The 18231-nt window shown below is 57.1% G+C and carries 18 protein-coding genes and 1 pseudogene; 6 read left to right on the top strand and 13 right to left on the bottom strand.

The window, feature by feature from the left end:
- Positions 1 to 94: 94 nt before the first annotated feature.
- The 4 genes and pseudogenes from ACZ1GS_RS12170 to tgt form a co-directional block, all read right to left on the bottom strand.
- On the bottom strand, positions 95 to 820 hold the full coding sequence (locus tag ACZ1GS_RS12170) for a ferritin-like domain-containing protein (protein WP_472698130.1): 726 nt from the start codon (positions 818 to 820) through the stop codon (positions 95 to 97).
- 132 nt (positions 821 to 952) lie between these two features.
- Complete coding sequence (locus tag ACZ1GS_RS12175) at positions 953 to 1414, bottom strand: peroxiredoxin (RefSeq protein ID WP_472695451.1); 462 nt, start codon at positions 1412 to 1414, stop codon at positions 953 to 955.
- Positions 1411 to 4139: pseudogene (gene glnE / locus ACZ1GS_RS12180) on the bottom strand (bifunctional [glutamate--ammonia ligase]-adenylyl-L-tyrosine phosphorylase/[glutamate--ammonia-ligase] adenylyltransferase). Before glnE ends, ACZ1GS_RS12175 begins: the two are co-directional and overlap by 4 nt.
- The gene (tgt, locus tag ACZ1GS_RS12185; RefSeq protein ID WP_472695452.1) at positions 4136 to 5263 is read right to left on the bottom strand and encodes a tRNA guanosine(34) transglycosylase Tgt; all 1128 of its coding nucleotides are present in this window, start codon (positions 5261 to 5263) and stop codon (positions 4136 to 4138) included. The pseudogene glnE and the gene tgt overlap by 4 nt, the downstream one beginning before the upstream one ends.
- A 185-nt stretch (positions 5264 to 5448) precedes the next feature.
- Between tgt and ACZ1GS_RS12190 the strand changes: the two genes are divergently transcribed.
- Positions 5449 to 5799, top strand: coding sequence for a BufA1 family periplasmic bufferin-type metallophore (locus ACZ1GS_RS12190; RefSeq protein WP_472695453.1), 351 nt, complete (start codon positions 5449 to 5451; stop codon positions 5797 to 5799).
- 65 nt (positions 5800 to 5864) lie between these two features.
- Here ACZ1GS_RS12190 and ACZ1GS_RS12195 read toward each other — a convergent pair whose 3' ends face one another.
- Positions 5865 to 7067, bottom strand: a complete 1203-nt coding sequence (locus ACZ1GS_RS12195; RefSeq protein WP_472695454.1) for a glycosyltransferase family 4 protein — start codon at positions 7065 to 7067, stop codon at positions 5865 to 5867.
- Positions 7068 to 7265: 198 nt separating this feature from the next.
- Here ACZ1GS_RS12195 and ACZ1GS_RS12200 point away from each other — a divergent pair, with 198 nt between their 5' ends.
- Entirely contained in the window at positions 7266 to 8195 is a 930-nt protein-coding gene (locus tag ACZ1GS_RS12200) for an FkbM family methyltransferase (RefSeq protein ID WP_472695455.1), read from the top strand.
- Between the two features lie 39 nt (positions 8196 to 8234).
- On the opposite strand, the gene queA is transcribed toward ACZ1GS_RS12200, so the two are convergent.
- The 5 genes from queA to ACZ1GS_RS12225 form a co-directional block, all read right to left on the bottom strand.
- Positions 8235 to 9269, bottom strand: a complete 1035-nt coding sequence (queA, locus tag ACZ1GS_RS12205; RefSeq protein ID WP_472695456.1) for a tRNA preQ1(34) S-adenosylmethionine ribosyltransferase-isomerase QueA — start codon at positions 9267 to 9269, stop codon at positions 8235 to 8237.
- A gap of 8 nt (positions 9270 to 9277) precedes the next feature.
- Entirely contained in the window at positions 9278 to 9892 is a 615-nt protein-coding gene (locus ACZ1GS_RS12210) for a peptidylprolyl isomerase (RefSeq protein WP_472695457.1), read from the bottom strand.
- Between the two features lie 157 nt (positions 9893 to 10049).
- Positions 10050 to 10553 carry a pantetheine-phosphate adenylyltransferase gene (coaD, locus tag ACZ1GS_RS12215; protein ID WP_472695458.1) on the bottom strand — a complete coding sequence of 168 codons (504 nt, stop codon included), beginning with the start codon at positions 10551 to 10553 and terminating at the stop codon, positions 10050 to 10052.
- Positions 10554 to 10578: 25 nt separating this feature from the next.
- On the bottom strand, positions 10579 to 11445 hold the full coding sequence (locus ACZ1GS_RS12220; RefSeq protein ID WP_472695459.1) for a polyprenyl synthetase family protein: 867 nt from the start codon (positions 11443 to 11445) through the stop codon (positions 10579 to 10581).
- 42 nt (positions 11446 to 11487) lie between these two features.
- Positions 11488 to 11736, bottom strand: a complete 249-nt coding sequence (locus ACZ1GS_RS12225; RefSeq protein ID WP_472695460.1) for an exodeoxyribonuclease VII small subunit — start codon at positions 11734 to 11736, stop codon at positions 11488 to 11490.
- Between the two features lie 136 nt (positions 11737 to 11872).
- Here ACZ1GS_RS12225 and ACZ1GS_RS12230 point away from each other — a divergent pair, with 136 nt between their 5' ends.
- Together ACZ1GS_RS12230 and ACZ1GS_RS12235 are read left to right on the top strand one after the other, a co-directional pair.
- On the top strand, positions 11873 to 12532 hold the full coding sequence (locus tag ACZ1GS_RS12230; protein WP_472695461.1) for a hypothetical protein: 660 nt from the start codon (positions 11873 to 11875) through the stop codon (positions 12530 to 12532).
- 31 nt (positions 12533 to 12563) lie between these two features.
- Positions 12564 to 12968 (top strand): DUF2177 family protein, encoded by a 405-nt coding sequence (locus ACZ1GS_RS12235; RefSeq protein ID WP_472695462.1) that lies wholly within the window; start codon positions 12564 to 12566, stop codon positions 12966 to 12968.
- Here the strand turns inward: ACZ1GS_RS12235 and ACZ1GS_RS12240 are convergent, their stop codons facing one another.
- Both ACZ1GS_RS12240 and ACZ1GS_RS12245 read right to left on the bottom strand, forming a co-directional pair.
- The gene (locus tag ACZ1GS_RS12240; RefSeq protein ID WP_472695463.1) at positions 12969 to 13559 is read right to left on the bottom strand and encodes a DsbA family protein; all 591 of its coding nucleotides are present in this window, start codon (positions 13557 to 13559) and stop codon (positions 12969 to 12971) included.
- Positions 13560 to 13575: 16 nt separating this feature from the next.
- Positions 13576 to 14301: an SDR family NAD(P)-dependent oxidoreductase gene (locus ACZ1GS_RS12245; protein ID WP_472695464.1), complete on the bottom strand. Its 726-nt coding sequence runs from the start codon at positions 14299 to 14301 to the stop codon at positions 13576 to 13578.
- Positions 14302 to 14425: 124 nt separating this feature from the next.
- Between ACZ1GS_RS12245 and purL the strand changes: the two genes are divergently transcribed.
- Positions 14426 to 16639, top strand: coding sequence for a phosphoribosylformylglycinamidine synthase subunit PurL (gene purL, locus ACZ1GS_RS12250; protein ID WP_472695465.1), 2214 nt, complete (start codon positions 14426 to 14428; stop codon positions 16637 to 16639).
- Between the two features lie 106 nt (positions 16640 to 16745).
- Positions 16746 to 17171, top strand: coding sequence for an endonuclease domain-containing protein (locus ACZ1GS_RS12255; RefSeq protein WP_472695466.1), 426 nt, complete (start codon positions 16746 to 16748; stop codon positions 17169 to 17171).
- 128 nt (positions 17172 to 17299) lie between these two features.
- Here ACZ1GS_RS12255 and ACZ1GS_RS12260 read toward each other — a convergent pair whose 3' ends face one another.
- Positions 17300 to 18103, bottom strand: coding sequence for a Coq4 family protein (locus ACZ1GS_RS12260; RefSeq protein ID WP_472695467.1), 804 nt, complete (start codon positions 18101 to 18103; stop codon positions 17300 to 17302).
- Positions 18104 to 18231 lie beyond the last annotated feature (128 nt).

Here is an 18231-nt window from a genome sequence, read left to right on the forward strand (position 1 = left end):
CCTGTTACTATAAGATCAAGCACGCTTGATCCAAATTTTGACAGAAAAGTCTGCCCCCGTCTTGTTGTTACAGACGTAAAATCATTCTGGTTAATTATTCAATACCAAGATAATATTCTTGAGTTAAACCGGCTGACCGACGCGCCGAGTCGTTGAAAGGCGGCTTTAACCCGCCTTTGAAGTGGGTTTTTACGAGATGCCGCCAATGGTCGTGCGGATCGTTTTTCTGCTTTTCGCAACACCATTCAAACCATTTCGTTCCGAACGAGACATGGACAATCTCATCGTGGAAAATGCGGTTCAGCACCTTGGCGGTGAGCGGATCACCCTGGGCTTCGAACCGCTTGACCGTCTCCAACGTGATGTCGAGGCCCCGGGCCTCCAGGACCATCGGCACAATCGCCAGGCGGGCCGATGCGTCATAAGCGGTTTCCCGTGCCGCATCCCACAGACCGTCATGCGCCGGCAGCGCGCCATAGAAGCTCCCCATCTCACGCAAACGCCGGTCGAGCAGCACAAAATGCATCGCTTCCTCGGCGCCGACGCGAAACCAGTCATCGGCAAAAGCGCGCGGAAAATGATCGCCGAACCGTCCAATCATGTCGAAAGCGAGATCGATGGCGACAAATTCGATATGCGCCAGAGCGTGCACCAGCGCGATCCGTTTGGTGATCGAGCTCCCCTTGCCGCGCCGCGGCATTTTGCCCGGTCGCAGCAATTCCGGCCGATCCGGTCGCGCCGGCACGTCCGGCATGGCGGCGGAGAAATCAGCAGCGAACGCCCCTTTGCGCCATGCGCGCACCGTGTGCCGCGCGGCCATGACCTTGGCGGATGGCGCGGCAGTCAACAAGACGGAACGCACCGCTTCTCCGGCAGCCACAGGCGCTGGTGACCCTAATATGGTCGCGCGCTCATCTGGTCGATCTGATAGGTGCAATGGCAAGCGAAGGCCTCAAGCGGCTTGCGCGGCGGCGAGCACTTCCTCGGCATGGCCTTTGACCCGAACCTTGGGCCAGGCCTGGAGAACCTTGCCATCCGGACCGACCAGAAAAGTCGACCGGATAATGCCCATGAATGTCTTGCCATACATTTTCTTCTCGGCCCAAACACCCAAGGCTTCCAGAAACTTCCCTTCTTCATCCGAAGCCAGCGGAACCGTGAGCTCCTGCTTGGCGATGAAATTCTGGTGCTTTTTGGGAGAGTCCTTGGATATGCCGAGCACAGCCGTATCGGCCTTGGCGAAATCGTTGAGCATCGCCGAAAAATCTTTCGCCTCGGTTGTACAACCCGGCGTATTGTCCTTGGGATAAAAATACAGCACCAGCTTTTTACCGGCATAATCCGAAATCTTCACTGTCGTGCCGTCCGGCGCCACCAGTTCCATGTCCGGAACCGTATCTCCAACTGCGATCATGTAATGTCTCCTAAAATCTCATGAGGGTCCGGCCGCAAGTGCCGATTCCATTCTTCAATAACGCATTGCCGCGCCGCATCATACCCGGTCAAAAGGGCATCCCAGTTTTTCTGTCCGGAGGCATGAGCGATCAGCTCGCGGCTGATCTCAGGTGGGTAGTCACAATCGGGAGACATCAGGCGCAGCGCCACGAGGATGCGGGTCATCAACTGATGCGCCGCCACCATATCGGGATTGAGATGCCCGGCATCGGCCAGTGCCTGGGCCGCTTTACCCAATTGCGGGTGCAATGCTTCGCCGGTTTTCAGTTGCAGAAAATGCACGATAAATTCCCAATCGACCAGACCGCCTTCCATCAGCTTGGTATCCAAAGGCCCCTGCGGCGGCTTGTGTTGCACAATATCGAGCCGCATTTTCCGGACCGCTTTTCGCAGCGGTTCGGCTTCGCGCGATTGCCGCAAAATCATCTCGATATGGCCTTGAAGCGCTGCGGTAGCCGCTGCGCTGCCATAGACTGGCCGCGCGCGAGTCAGTGCCATATGCTCCCAGGTCCAGGCCTGTTGTTCTTGATATTTATAGAAACTTTCGAAGGTCACCGCCATCGGCCCCTGGGTACCCGAAGGACGAAGCCGGGTATCGACCTCATAGAGTGGACCAGCAGCCGTTGCCACGGAGAGCGCCGCCACAATCCGTTGCGCGAGCCGATTATAATATTGGGTTCCACCCAGCGATCGCGGACCATCCGAATCCGCGCTATGGTCTCCGGTGAACAGAAAGATCAGATCGAGATCTGATGCGTGCGTCAGCGCCTCGCCTCCCAACCGGCCCAGCGCCAGAATGACGATCTCGCTCTCCGGCACCTTGCCATGGGCCGATTCAAACTCGGCAATGGTTGCGTCGGCCAGCACCCGGATGGCCGCTTCCGCAACCCGCGCATAGCCAGCAGCAATTTGCAGCGGATCATGGCGGGACTCGATCAATTGTGTGCCCAGCGCAAATCGCTTTTCCCCGACCCGAGCCCGGACCCGGTCCAGCAGCATCTGATAGTCATCGCCAGGCTCCTGGCGCGCGAATTCAGTGATCAGATCATCCACTGAAGGCGGCAAGTCCAGCGCGGTGGTGTCAATCAGCCCTTCGAGCAACTCTATGCGCCGCGACAAGCCATCGGCCAGGACCGGCGCATGACTCAATATCCGGCTGAGCATGTCTCGCAGACCCGGCCGGGCTTCCAGCATGCGGAAAAAATTGATCGCGGTCGGCAGCTTTTCGATCACGCTATCGAGCCGAGCCAGCGCCTTTTCCGGATCAGGAGACGCGGCAATCGACTTGACCAGATCGGGCAACACCGCTTCAAACGATTCCATCGCTGCCGCACTGCGCAAGGCGGTTATCTTGCCGCTGCGCCAGCGCTGGACCTTGGTCACAAACATATCCGGCTCGGCCACCCCATCAGACGCAAAATAATGGCGCAGCGCCGTCGCTTCGTGGGGCAGAGCATCTTCGTCTTCCGAACGGATAAGGTCGTCATAGATCGCACCGACACGTTCGACATGGGGTTGAAGCAATGCCAGTAATTCTGCTCCGGAATCAAGACCATGGAGGCCGGCCACCCGATCCATCCCGGCAGTGTCTTCGGGAAAGCTGTGGGTTTGCTGATCATTGACCATCTGCAGACGATGCTCGATCGTGCGATAGAGCGTGTAAGACGCACTCAGTTGCTCCGCTTTTTCGCCGTTGATCCGACCCGCAGCGGCCAGCATCTGCAACGCATCGCGTGTCGGTGCGATCCGCAACGCGGCGTCCCGGCCACCGAAGATCAACTGGTGCATCTGGGCATAAAATTCGACTTCCCGGATACCGCCGCGTCCGCGCTTGAGGTCAAAGCCCGGACCAAAAGCCTGTCCCGATGCATAATGATCGCGAATTTGCGCCGATACCGAGCCGATATTCTGAATCGCGCCATAGTCCAGCGACCGCCGCCAGATGAACGGGTTGATCGTCTCGAGAAAATCCAGCCCAAGGCCGGAATCCCCGGCGGCGAAGCGCGACCGGATAAAGGCCGCCTGCTCCCAGGTCAGCGCGCTGGATTCATAATAGCTGATTGCTGCATCAACCGGTAAAGCGACCGGGCTGACTTCAGGCGAAGGGCGCAATCGCATGTCGACCCGGAAAACATAACCATCGGCATCCCGGCTATTCAGGCTGTCGACCAGCTGCTGGCCGATGCGCCGCGACGCATCGCTGGGCTCTTCGCGCCCGCGCATCGGGATCTTGTCCGGGTCATAGATGAAGATCGGATCAATATCCGACGAATAGTTGAGTTCCCGGCTACCATGCTTGCCCAGGGCAATCACCGCGAATCCACCGGGATCGGCATCCGGATAGCGCGTCGCAAAAATATCGGCGAGCGCTTCTTCCAGGGCCCGATCAGCAAAATCCGACAGGGCATGGGTGACTTCGGTCAAACTCAGCTGGCCGGCCAGATCGCCAATCGCCAGCACCAGGGCCAAAGCCCTTTTTCCCGGCGCAGTTTTTGCCGGACATTTTCCGCACCAGCGCCTACCTGTTGCGCTGCAGCCATGGCGCCCTTGAGATCGTCCTGCGCCAGGATTTCGGTCAGTTCGGGTTGGCGCTCCAGCGCCATTTCCAGATAAGGGGCATGCGCCCGCGCCCGCGCCATTGCATCGACCATGCTGGTCGGCTCGGGTAAGGGCGTCCTGGTCATGGCTGCAGATAAGCTGAGCGAAAAGCGCGTGCGAAATCGGCAAAGCGCTGCTCGGCGATTGCAGCGCGCATATTGGCCATCAGGGATTGATAGAACGCGATATTATGTTCGGTCATCAGCATCGCGCCGAGAATCTCCTTGGCGCGGATAAGATGGTGCAGATAGGCCCGGCTATAGGTCTGGCAAACCGAACAACTGCACTCCGGATCGAGGGGTTCCTGGTCTTCGGCAAACCGGGCGTTGCGGATATTGATTGGGCCGTGATGGGTGAAAGCCTGGCCGTTGCGCCCTGATCGGCTGGGCAAGACGCAGTCAAACATATCGACCCCGCGCTCAACCGCACCGACCAGATCGTCCGGCTTGCCCACGCCCATCAGATATCGCGGCCGGTCAGCAGGCAGTTGATCCGGCGCATAGTCCAGCACGCCGAACATCGCCTCCTGCCCCTCACCCACCGCCAAGCCGCCTATGGCATAGCCATCAAAGCCGATTTCGATCAGTGCTTCGGCCGAAGCCTGACGGATTTCCTGATCAAGCGACCCTTGCTGAATACCAAACAAAGCAGCTTTGGCGGCGTGATCGGTGCCGCTGTCAAAACCATCGCGCGAGCGCCTGGCCCAGCGCATCGACCGCTCCATCGACTCCATCGCCTCGTCTCGCGTGGCACCGTTCTTGGTGCACTCGTCAAAAGCCATGACAATATCGCTGCCGAGCAAGCGCTGGATTTCCATCGATCGCTCCGGCGTCAGCATATGCCGTGACCCGTCGAGATGGCTCTGGAACTCCACGCCATCCTCGCTCATTTTCGTGAGATCAGAAAGGCTCATCACCTGATAACCGCCGCTATCCGTCAAGATCGGACGGTCCCAGTTCATGAACTTGTGCAAGCCGCCCAGGCGAGCCACCCGTTCCGCACCGGGGCGCAACATGAGATGATAGGTATTTCCCAATATGATGTCGGCGCCGGTTGCCCGCACGGATTCCGGCTTCATGGCCTTGACCGTTGCAGCCGTGCCGACGGGCATGAACGCCGGGGTGCGAATGTCACCGCGCTGCATGCGGATCGTCCCGGTACGCGCTTTGCCATCGGTCGCAGCAATGGAAAAGCCAAAGCGTTTGGTCATATGAGTTTTTCCCGGTCACGCCCCCACTCCGGTCAAGGCGCTGGCACGTGTAAAATATAGCTTAAAAAACAAACAGATTTTGTGTTTTCGGGCTGATGGTGTACCACTAGCCCTTCTTGCACGAATCCCTCAGTAACTGTGCAGGATTGTATCAGTTTTTCAAAGACCAAAATCGGGAGTATAAAATGACGAAGACAATGAAATTGGGTTCCGCCGCAACCGCGCTTATCGCCGCTGCAGCGCTTTCCGCCTGTTCCGGTGGTGCCAGTGAAGCCACCGAAGGCGCAGAAGCCAGTGCATCGGAAGCCACCGAAACGGCAGCCGCTGAAAAAGAAAAATGCTTCGGCATTGCTAAAGCGGGCGAAAATGACTGTGCCGCTGGCGAAGGCACGAGCTGTGCTGGTACGTCGGTCGTCGACTATCAGGGCAATGCCTGGAAATATACCGACTCCGGTGAGTGCGAAGCCCAGGGCGGTTCGCTGACCGAAGTTGCAGACAACGACCCACCGGTCGCTCCGGCTGCAGCAGAAGGCTAAACCCTTCTGACATAGAATTGCGAAAGGGCGGCTCCACGAGCCGCCCTTTTTATTGAATCATGTCTCTAGGAATCGCCAGACTTGACAATTGCACGCAACGCCCGCGTCAGTGCTGCACCATAACTTCGACTATTGTCGAAAAACAGCTCTCGAACATGTTTTGTTGCGTCGACCTTGGAACGATAGAAGTTCATGTCCGTGGCAAGCCTTATGACTGCGTCATGATAGCTGTCGACATCGTCAATCACCGCCTCAACCGCTGCATCCCTGACATCTTCCAATGCCGGACAACCGATGGAGGTAATCACCGGCCGTCGGGCCATCACGGCTTCCGCACATACCTTGTTAAACCCCTCTTCCAAATTGGAACGCGTGGGCACCACAACAGCATGGCTCTGGTCATAATATTCCCATAATTTGTCGCTGTTCACATTGCCATGTGCGGTCACTTCACCGCTCAGACCACGACGGATGATTTGATCACGCAGTTCAGACAACGCATTGCCATCGCCACACAAATCGATTTGCATCTTAATCTGCCGATCCGTTTTGATCTTTTCCGCAATATCGAGCAAATCGAACACTCCCTTGTTCTGCTCGACGCGGCCGCAATATAGGAGCTTGAACGTGCCGTTTCCCTGCCACGTTGTCGCGCCAATATTCTCAAAATGGCGACGATCATATGTCGAGAAAAAACGTTCACAGCTCAAATTTGTGGATGGCAGCTGCTGTTTAACTTGCCGACCCACTTCTTGAGAAACGAACATATAGGCATTGGCAGCCCAGCCGAGTATTTTTCTGTTTAGAAACCGATATATCCTCTCGATCGGTTTATCTTTTGTTTTCGGGCTGTACAGCGCACAATGATAAGAAACGATGACCTTGGCGCCGATCAATTTTATCATTGCAAGGACAAAAAAATAGTTCCGACCGGCGGTCAGAATAACAATATCCGGACGACTTTTGAACAAATGCCGCAAAACTTTCAACGACCATGCAATCATGCGCACATGATATTTGATCCCCCCGGTTTCATCTGCCGGCATCGCAATGTTTTTAGCGGAAATTCGAATATCTCGACCATAGTCTCCTAACGTTTCGTGGGTTGTGATAACAAACGGTTCCATGCCGTGTTCATCGCTCACGCTGTAAAATTGTTGGAGATAGCTCGTGCCGAAATTGTCTGGGTGTCCGTTTCTCACATATTCGTTGTAGACGGCCTCAGCATCAACCGGACCGGAAACATAGGCTATCCTTTCGTTACGCATGACGATGCTGTTCCCCCTGTGCATATTCGGTTTTGCCTAAAACGAATAACAAACCAGTGCAAGGCCATGGTCGCTACTGGTTGAATTGCAAAGTCCAACAAATGTGTCGACCGGAAATACTAATTTAATTATACGCTAAACAATTGGTGTCATTGAAAATTTTACAATAGCAATATTGGAATTTGGGGGAGATGAGCATTGCAATCTAGTCGCAGCTGGAGACTGTTCCTGACTCGCGGGGTCATCACCCTGTTTCGTCCCTATATTCGCCGGGAATGGCCCGGGTGGGGATGGCTCTATCGCACCTTTGTAGGCAGTTTCGAGCGCGACAGCTGGTGGGCCGGGCACCCGGTCAAGGAGATCGTCGGCAAGCTCCACGGGTACCGGATCCGGTTGCGGATCGGGGGTTGGTCAAACCGGTTTACCTATTTTGTCGAGCGCTTTTATGATCTGCCCACCCAGCAATTGCTGATTCACTATCTCAAGCCCGGCAGTCAGTTTGTGGATATTGGGGCCAATGAAGGGATGATGTCCCTGCTGGCGTCTCGTCTCGTCGGACCGGAGGGCATGGTGACTGCGTTTGAACCCAATCCGGAACCCGCAGGCTATCTGGAGGAATCGATCCGGATCAACGGAATAGACAATATCACGCTGCGCCGCGAAGGCGTTGGCGATGTACCCGGCACGCTGGAATTGTTCATTCCGGATCACAATAGCGGCGAAGGCACCTTCACCGCGGTGGAGGGACAAAAAGGTCATAATCATGACGCTACGATTGTTGTCGGTGATACGATATTAGAGGATCAAACACCCGCGCTGATAAAAATCGATGTCGAGGGATTTGAAGCGCATGTTATCCGCGGTCTGGAAAGAACCATCGCCCGTTCGGCACCCATCATTGCCATGGAAATGATTGCCTCCCACCTGATGCGGGACGAGAGTAAACCGGCTGATCTGATCGCGATGCTGGAAGGTCATGGCTATGTCGGATATCGACTGACCCTGGCCCGACAGGGGATGCGCCATCACCTGCGATTTCATCCGCGTGGATCCGATTGGATGGACGGCGATTATGCCTGGCTCCCGCAATCGGTATCAAAGGATATTCCGGCTCATTTGCTGGCCTAGCCAACATCCGTGAGTTGAACCCGGCCGTCGGATTCAAACCTATCGTTCGGGCAGCAGCAGGCTGGAATCGCCATAGCTGTAGAAACGATAGCCTTCCGTGATCGCATGGGCATAAGCATGCTGCATCACATCCAGGCCCATCAGCGCACTGACCAGCATGAAAAGGGTTGATTTGGGTAAGTGGAAATTGGTCATCAGACCATCAATCGCACGGAACTGATAACCCGGGGTAATGAATATGTCGGTGTCACCAGCAAATGGCTGGATGATACCGTCCTCGCCGGTTGCGCTTTCCAGCAACCGCAAGCTGGTCGTACCAACCGCAATCACCCGCCCGCCATCGCGCCGTGCGGCGTTGAGCCGTTCGGCGACATCCGGTTCAATCCGGCCCCACTCGCTATGCATTTGATGATCATCGGTTTCTTCAGCCTTGACCGGCAGAAATGTCCCGGCTCCCACATGCAGGGTCAGGGTTTCGCGCCCGACTCCGGCATCCCCCAGCGCCGCCATCATCTGCTCGGTGAAATGCAGCGCCGCGGTGGGCGCGGCAACCGCACCCTTTTCGCGCGCGAACATGGTTTGATAATCGTCCGCATCCCGTGCATCGATTGCACGCTTGCTGGCAATATAGGGTGGCAACGGCATGGTCCCGGCGCGCTCCAGCAGCAATTCAACCGGCTCATCGCCCTCGAACGCAAAGACAAAACTGCCGTTCGCCAAACGATCTTCAGCGACGGCCCAGACATCAGCCCCGAAATCAACACGATCACCGGCCTTCAGACGCTTGGCATTGCGGACGAAAGCCTGCCACCGCCGCAGATCAATCCGTTTGTGCAGGGTCGCGCCGATCCGCGCTTCTCCCCGATGCCCGTGCAATTGCGCCGGGATCACCTTGGTGTCGTTGAACACCAGAATATCTTTGGATGACAGGAGATTCGGCAAATCCCGGACAATATGATCACTGCATTGACCGGTCGCGGCGACATTCAGCAGACGGGCGCTGTCCCGGGGCACCGCCGGTCGCAGCGCGATATTTTCTTGCGGCAGGGCAAAATCGAACAGATCAACGCGCATCGCGGTGGCTAGGGATTGATCGGCGCGTTCAAGTCATCAACCGTGATTTCTGGCTCGGGCGTGGTCGCAACCGCACCAGGCGCTGGCGGCGCTTTTCCGTCTATCGCGATGGAAGCCTGAAGAATACGGGTCGGATTCGCCGGTGGCTCGCCCCGTTCGATCGTGTCGACATATTCCATCCCAGCGGTTACCCGACCGAACACGGTATATTTCTGATCCAGCGCAAAGCGCGGATAGAAGACAATGAAAAACTGGCTGTTCGCACTATCGTCACTTTCTGCGCGCGCCATCGAAACGACACCGCGCAAATGGGGAAAGCGATGAAATTCGGCCTTGAGGTCGGGTAGCGAAGAGCCGCCAGTACCGGTCCCGGTCGGATCGCCGGTCTGGGCCATGAAACCATCGATCACCCGGTGGAAAATGATGCCATCATAAAATCCCTGCCGAGTCAGCGTCTTGATCCGCTCGACATGATTGGGCGCTGCTGCCGGGAACAGCTGGATTTGCACGCGTCCGCCATTGGACAGATCAAGCAGCAGAATATTTTCTTCCGCCGGAACCGAAGCTGGAGCCGGATCCGCCGCGGCTGGCTGATCCTGCGCAATCGCCGCGCCGCTCATCATTACCGATGCTGCAAGCCAAAGAAAAAATCTGCTAAACATGAGAACTCATCACCTATAATCTGGTTACGATGGCGTCGCTTCGGGAGCCAAAAAACAATATTTGCGCCTCTTGAACGATTTATGCTTTCACCGCAATGAACTGCTTGGCCAAAGCGGGTTATTGATCACCCTTCAGGCCGGTTTTCACAACCCGCGCAACAACTTCCTTCTCAACCGTGGGGGAAACGAATTTGTGAATATCACCACCGTAAACGGCAATTTCCTTGACCAGTCGCGATGCAATGGGCTGCAACGACACATCAGCCATCAGAAACACCGTTTCGATATCGTCATTCAGCTGCTGGTTCATGCCCGCCATTTGATATTCATATTCGAAATCGGCAACCGCGCGCAATCCGCGGACGATGATACCGGCGCCCTGTTTCTCGGCAAATTTCATCAGCAGCGCGTTAAAAGCGACCACTTCCACGGCATCGCCCATGGCAGCAGTTTCCCGGCGCACCATGTCGAGGCGTTCTTCGAGCGTGAACATGGGTGATTTCGACGGATTGGTGGTAACGCCAATAACGAGCTTATCGACCAATCGCGTGCCCCGCTGGATAATATCCATATGGCCCAATGTAATCGGATCGAATGTCCCCGGATAGACCCCAACTCTCATAGTTTCATTCCTTTATTGCGGCTTTTCAGCGATCTCGATGAATGGTAAATTCGGCGATGGCACGCAGCAAATCGGCTTCCTCACCATAGCCGTTCAAGTGCGACTTGGCTTGGTCGACCAGCATCTCCGCCTGATCGCGGGCGCGTTCGAGACCCATGAGCGTCAGAAAAGTCTGTTTGCCGGCGGCGGCATCCTTGTGCAGCGCCTTGCCGGCCAGTTCCTCATCACCTTCTTCGTCGAGAATATCATCGGCAATCTGGAACGCGAGGCCGAGATCATGCGCATAGCCACGCAATCCTGTCCGTCCTTCGACCGGGACCTTGCCAAGAATGGCGCCAATTTCGACGCAAGCCGAAATAAGGGCCCCGGTTTTCAACTGCTGCAACCGGGTGACGGTCGGCAGGTCAAAGGTTTTTGTTTCGGCGACGAGGTCCATCATTTGACCGCCAGCCATGCCGGCCGGCCCGGCGGCCTTCGCCAGACAGGAGGACATTTCTGCGCGCACAAACGGGTCGCTGTGAGTCGCCTCGTCGGTCAGTAGTTCAAATGCCAATGCATGAAGCGCATCGCCCGCGAGCACGGCCTGGGCTTCGCCAAAGGCCTTGTGAGCGGTCGGCTTGCCACGGCGCATGTCATCATCGTCCATGCACGGCAAATCGTCATGGATCAGCGAATAGACATGCAAGGCCTCCAGCGCCGTTGCGGCGCGCAAGGCGCAGCTCTCGTCGACATTGAACAAATTGGACGTCGCGATCAGCAATAAGGGCCGCAGCCGCTTGCCACCGCCAATGGCCGCATGCCGCATAGTCTCGAACAAGGCTGCGCGCGGATCATCCGGCACGGCCAGCAGCAGGTCGAACTGCTTGTCGACCGCAGCCGCGATCCGAGTCATTTCCTGCTGCAGGTCCAAATTATTATTCGCCGGCACCGCGGGTCAGTCCGCATCAAAGGCGGTGACGCCCTGGGGTTGACCATCTCTGTCGAGGGTGATTTTCTCAATCTTCGCCTGCGCATCTTCGAGCCGTTTCTGGCACAATGTGCGCAGTTTCTCACCTTCTTCATAGAGGGTGATCGACTGATCCAGCGGGGCATCGCCAGTTTCCAGTTTGCGGACGATTTCTTCGAGGCGTTTCAGCGCATCCTCGAAACTCAAATTGGCGATGTCATCGATGCTTTCACTCATGACCATTGCAATGACGCTGCTTTGAGTTTGGGTCAAGTCTGGCTTGGTCAAACTTGCGAGATTTTCCCACCGCAATGCGCTCGCTAGCCATTTGCTTTCCGACCGGTTACGATACCGACCGGAGGGGAAGTTTTTCATGTTCATTGGTCATTTTGCGCCCGCTATGGTCGCTGCCACGCATCCCAAAGCCCCCGGGCTTGGAACCTTGTTTGTTGCCGGGCAACTGGTGGATTTCGGATTTTTCGGCCTTGCCATTGCCGGTATCGAAAACTTCCGGATTACCCCCGGCATCACGGCCATGGTCCCGCTCGACCTGTATGACATGCCGTTCACGCACAGCTTGCTGGGCACCGGTATCTGGGCCCTGGGATTTGCGCTGCTGATCTGGTTGTTCACGCGCAACCGGACCGGTGCCCTGATCGGCGGCGCGGTGGTCCTGTCCCACTGGTTTCTCGATCTGCTGGTCCACGCCCCCGATCTGACCCTGGCCGGAAGCCCGCCAAAACTCGGCTTCGGACTGTGGGACTATCCGATGATCGAAATGCCATTGGAAATCGCGATCACCTTTGGCGCCCTCGCCTTTTTCGTATCCCGCACGCGATCGACCTCTCCGCGCTCCAAGCCGGCCTTAGTGCTTCTGGCCATATTGCTGCTGGTGTTTCAGGCGATTAACTGGTTTGGACCGCCGCCCGAAACAGTCGATATGGCCATGAAAGTCACCGCGCTGATCGCCTTTGCCGTGGCAGCGCTGGCGGCCTTTTTTGTCGGGCGGACCCGCACGTTGCAACATGCCTGACCGGCTGGACTAGAAAACAGGAGCATCTCGCATGCAATTTATCGCCGCCTATGTCATTGCCGCCATTATTTTTGGCATTCTCGATTTTCTGTGGCTCAGCAATATGGCCAATTCGCTCTATCGGCCGGTCATTGGCGAGATCATGGCCGACGAATTTCGTAAGGCGCCGGCCCTGGCCTTTTATCTGATCTATTTGTTCGGCATTGTCTGGTTCGGGGTCAAGCCGGCGCTGGCCAGCGGACAATGGACAACCGCCCTGCTCAACGGCGCGCTGTTCGGCGGCATAGCCTATGCCACTTATGATCTGACGAGCCAGGCCGTGCTCAAAGTCTGGTCGACCAAGATCACGCTTTACGACATTGCCTGGGGCACGTTTGCAACCGGCGTGACCGCTGCGCTGACAGCCTATCTGGTGCTCAAATTTGTGAAAGCCTGATCAGCCCGCGAGCGCCTGCTCGACGAAATCGAGCCGATCCTGGCCAAAGTAAAAATCATCGCCGATAAAAATGCTCGGCGCGCCAAAGACACCGCGTTTTACCGCTTCCTCGGTATTGGCAATCAGCGCCGCCTTGACGTCCGGATCCTGGGTTGCCTCGAGCAACGCCCGGGCATCCAGTCCGGCGCTGGTCAATGTTTCGGCGGCAATCTCCAACTCGCCCAGATTTTTGGAGTCCTTCCAGATCCCGTCAAACACGGCGTCGGCATAAGCGGCAAAGACATCCTGCTGCTGGGCCGCGATCGCGCCGCGCATCAGGGTCAGGGTGTTGATCGGGAAAAACGGATTGCCGTTCAGTTCAACCCCATAGCGCCGGGCAAAGCGCGGCATGTCATGGCGATTCATATAAGCGCTTTTGGCCGGGATCGCCGCCGGTGTCTGATTGCCGGTTGCCTTGAACACGCCGCCGAGCAACATCGGGATATATTTGATGTCCGCCTCATATTGCGCCGCCAGCTGCCCCAGGCGTTTGTGCGCCAGATAGGCGGTCGGGCTGCCGAAATCGAAATAAAATTCTACGGTCTTGGTCATCTGTCCTGTCCCCTGTTCACCATTTCTCGTTCCACGGCCGGACATCAAGCTCGAACGTCCAGCAATTGCGCGGCTGCTCGTGCAGCCAGACATAATTTTGCGCCAGATCGTCGGGATTCACCACGCCATCATTGGCCTTGCGTTCGGCATAGTCCGGCAGCATGCCCTTGATCCAGTCGGTATCCACCGCCGCATCAATCACGACATGGGCGACATGCACATTTTGCGGCCCCATTTCCCGGGCAAGGCTCTGCACCATATTGCGAAGCGCCCCTTTGGCGCTGGCAAAAGCGCCAAAGCCCGCGGCGCCCCGCATGCTGGCCGTGGCGCCGGTGAACAATATCGAGCCGCGTCCGCGATCGGTCATGATCCGCGCCGCCGCCCGGCCCGTGAGGAAACCCGCCAATGTCGCCATTTCCCAGATTTTCGTAAACTTGCGCACGTCCGTGTCGAGCATCGTGATCGGCACATTGGCCCCGACATTGAAGACGACACAGTCGAGCGGTCCGATGTCCGCCTCGATTTTGGCGAATAGCGCATCCACCTGCTCTTCGTTGCGGGCATCGCAGGTGAAACCATGGGCTTCCTGTCCGGCGGCCTTGAGCTCGGTCACCAGCGGGTCCAGCTTTTCGCCGTTCCGCCGCGCGCCGCAGACCGTATAGCCGACATCCGCAAATGCGCGCATGATCGCGCTGCCAATGGCATCGCCCGCTCCCATAACCAGCACGACTTTGTTGGCCATATTCCGTCCCCATCGAGATCGTTTTCGGTTGCAATTTGAAACCATGCCACAAGCCGACAGCAAATGTGCAGCAAAAGTGGATTAACCCCTAGGCGAATTTGGCAGTGGCCGCTAAAGGCTTTGCATGACTCAGACAAGCTCGCGCACCGCCGAAATCATCACCCCGGAAATCGTCGCCGAACACGGCCTGAACGAAGAGGAATATCAGCGCATTCTGAATGCGCTCGGTCGCGAACCGAATATTACCGAGCTCGGCATTTTTTCGGTCATGTGGTCCGAACATTGCTCCTATAAAAGCTCGCGCCTGCATCTCAAGAAGCTGCCAACCACCGGCCCGCAGGTGATTTGCGGCCCCGGCGAAAATGCCGGTGTGATCGATATTGGCGACGGTCAGGCTGCGATCTTCAAGATGGAAAGCCACAACCACCCGAGCTATATCGAACCCTATCAGGGCGCAGCCACTGGCGTTGGTGGGATTTTGCGCGATGTGTTCACCATGGGCGCGCGGCCAGTGGCCAATCTCAACGCGCTGCGCTTTGGCCGGCCGGATCACCCCAAGATGAAGCATCTGGTCAAAGGTGTCGTCGCCGGTATCGGCGGCTACGGCAATTGCGTCGGTGTGCCGACGGTTGGCGGCGAGACCAATTTCGATGCGGCTTATGACGGCAATATCATCGTCAACGCGATGACCGTTGGCGTCGCCGATGCCGACAAGATTTTCTACTCCGCGGCCTCCGGCGTCGGTAATCCGATCGTCTATGTTGGGTCCAAGACCGGCCGCGACGGCATTCATGGTGCAACCATGGCGAGTGCCGAGTTTGATGATGACAGCGATGAGAAGCGCCCAACCGTTCAGGTGGGCGATCCGTTCACCGAGAAACTGCTGATCGAAGCCTGTCTTGAACTGATGGCGAGCGATGCGATTGTCGCGATTCAGGATATGGGTGCGGCCGGCCTGACCAGTTCCAGCGTGGAAATGGCGACCAACGGCGAAGTCGGCATCATTCTCGACATGGACAAGGTGCCCTGCCGCGAAACCGAGATGACCGCTTATGAGATGATGCTCTCCGAGAGCCAGGAACGCATGCTGATGGTGCTCAAGCCGGGGCGCGAGGAAATGGCCGAGGCGATTTTCACCAAATGGGAACTCGACTTTGCCGTCATCGGCGAAGTGACCGATACCCGGCGCATGGTGCTGACCCACAAGGGCGAAACGATTTGCGACATTCCGCTCGGACCGCTGGCGGACGATGCGCCGCTCTATGACCGGCCGCATCTCAGCCGCGAAGACTATAAAGCCCATGTGCAATATGACGGTCCACCATCCGATATGCCGCAATGCAAGGATCTGGGACAGGACCTGCTCAAGATGCTGGCGCTGCCTGCGCTGGCCAGCCGCAAATGGATCTGGGAACAATATGATAGCCAGGTCGGCGCTGACACCGCCCAGCGCTCCGGCGGCGATGCTGCCGTCGTGCGTGTGCACGGCACCAACAAGGGCCTGGCCATTTCGACCGACTGCACCCCGCGCTATGTCCATGAAGATCCCTATGAAGGTGGCAAACAGGCGATTGCCGAATGTTACCGCAACCTGACCGCAGTCGGTGCGAAGCCGCTTGCGACCACGGACTGCATGAATTTCGGCAATCCTGAAAAGCCCCATATCATGGCGCAATTTGTCCACAGCATCGAAGGCATGGGCGAAGCCTGCACCGCGCTCGACATGCCGATCGTCAGCGGCAATGTCAGCCTGTACAATGAAACCACCGGCGCTGACGGCATCAGCCATGCGATCTTGCCAACCCCGGCGATTGGCGGCGTGGGCTTGATCGATGATCTCGATACCATGACAACGATCGGTTTCAAGGCTGAAGGCGAAGCGATTTTCGTCATTGGTGAGATGAACGGCCATATCGCCCAGTCGATCTGGCTGCGCGAATTGCACGGGATCAAGGATGGTCCGGCACCCAAGGTCGATCTCGACGCGGAGCTCGCCCATGGCGATTTCGTTCGGGACCTGATCAAAACAGGCAAGGTCTCTGCGGTCCATGACGTGTCCGATGGCGGCCTGCTGGTGGCGCTGGCGGAAATGGCCATGGCCAGCGGTATCGGTGCCACGGTCACCGAAATTGGCGACCATCTGACCGGCTTTGGCGAAGAGCAGGGCCGCTATATTGTGACCAGCGCGATCGGCGACCAGATTCAGGCGGCGGGTCTGCCGATGACCCGGATCGGCACTACCGGTGGCGATGCGCTCGACATATCCGGATCGACTGTCGCGGTTTCGGAATTGCGTGAAGCGCATGACCGGTTTTTCCGCGAGTGGATGGAAGACTAGGCGAAGGCCCCTCCACCACGCTGCGCGCGGTCCCCCTCCCCATGCCTGCGGCACAGGGAGGAATGTTTGACAGTTACGGCTCCTGGCTGGCCCAAAAAAACTCCGGATGATATCTATTCCTCCCCGTTGCGCAGCAATGGGGAGGTGGCACGCCAACGGCGTGACGGAGGGGCCATTGGCAACCACGAACGGCGAAACGATTCGAAAAGCGCGAAAACTGCGCCGCACCATGACGCCGCCAGAAATTGCCCTTTGGCAGATCCTTCGCCAGAAACCGCTCGGCTTCAAATTTCGTCGACAGCATCCGGTCGGGCCTTATGTTCTGGATTTCTATTGCGCAGCAGCCAAGCTTGCGATCGAAGTCGATGGTATCGTTCATGATATGGGGGATCGACCGCAGCGCGACGAAAAACGAGATGCGTTTCTCAAAGAACGGGGCTTGAAGACCGTGCGCGTTGCCGCTTCGGATGTTGTCAATGGCCCGGAAATCGTGGCTGACGCTCTGCTGCGATATGTTGAAGCTTTGCGCTAGACCCCTCCGACCCGCCTACGGCGTGCCACCTCCCCATTGCTGCGCAACGGGGAGGATTGGATATCATTTGAGGTCGTTTTGCACCAGCCGGGAGCCGGAATTGTCAACGCGGCGCTGTCAGGGCGGTCCTAAGCGGTCTGGCCGAGCAGATTATAGGGATCAATGCCCTGTGCCCGATAGGCTTCATGCGCTTGCTGATACAAGGTCGGCGCGCCGATGTTGAGAAACGCGCGCGCTTCGTCAATCGGCATGGCGAGGAGCTTTTCGATATCATGATAGCCAATGCGCTTCGCCGCTTTGCCGAGACGCTGCGCTTCCCGCACTGCCCCAAGAACACGGGCATCCGAAGGCGACTGCTTCTTCATTTCCAGCGCGCCGGCATAGGCGATGAATAGAATACCGAGATTGGGGTTCTGGCTATAGGTAAAGGCCAGCACACATTGTTCGCCCAGCGCATCGCGGCCATAGCCGGTCAGCACATGGAACAGATCATGCGTATCGCGCATCCGGTTGCCGAACCATTCGGTCAGATCATTGCGTTTTTCATAGTCGGCGCCATAGCGGTCAAATTCCGCAACCAGACCCGCCGCCGATAGGCCTTCTTTTTCCATGAATCGGACATAGGCTTGCCCGAGGCTGTCAATCGGCAGTTCCCGCAATTTGTCATGATCGTCAAGGACCGTGGGCAAATAGACATTGCGCTCCATGATGTCGCGCGCATTGGGACTGTTGAGAAACCGCTTCGCGTTGCGGATAAACGCCTTGCCCGCCAGCGCTTCAATGATGTGGAAAACCTCTGCCGTGTCTTCCTTGTCCGCGATCAGATTGCGAAAATGCCGAAACGCCTTGAGCGGCCGGATTTTCGGCGGCGCGTGATTGGGGTTTACCAACGGCATGTGCAACGGTGAGATGGAGGCAGAAGATTTCGTCATGAGAGAATCGCTTTTTACATGAGTGTTAGTAAGTGGCTACCAACTACTAACATCCATGTCAATAGTGGATATTCACTTTCCTACCCAGGCGCAGATGACTATGATTTTCGCCGGATGATGAGCAAAGA

It is taken from the genome of Parasphingorhabdus sp. W113 (assembly GCF_055693205.1).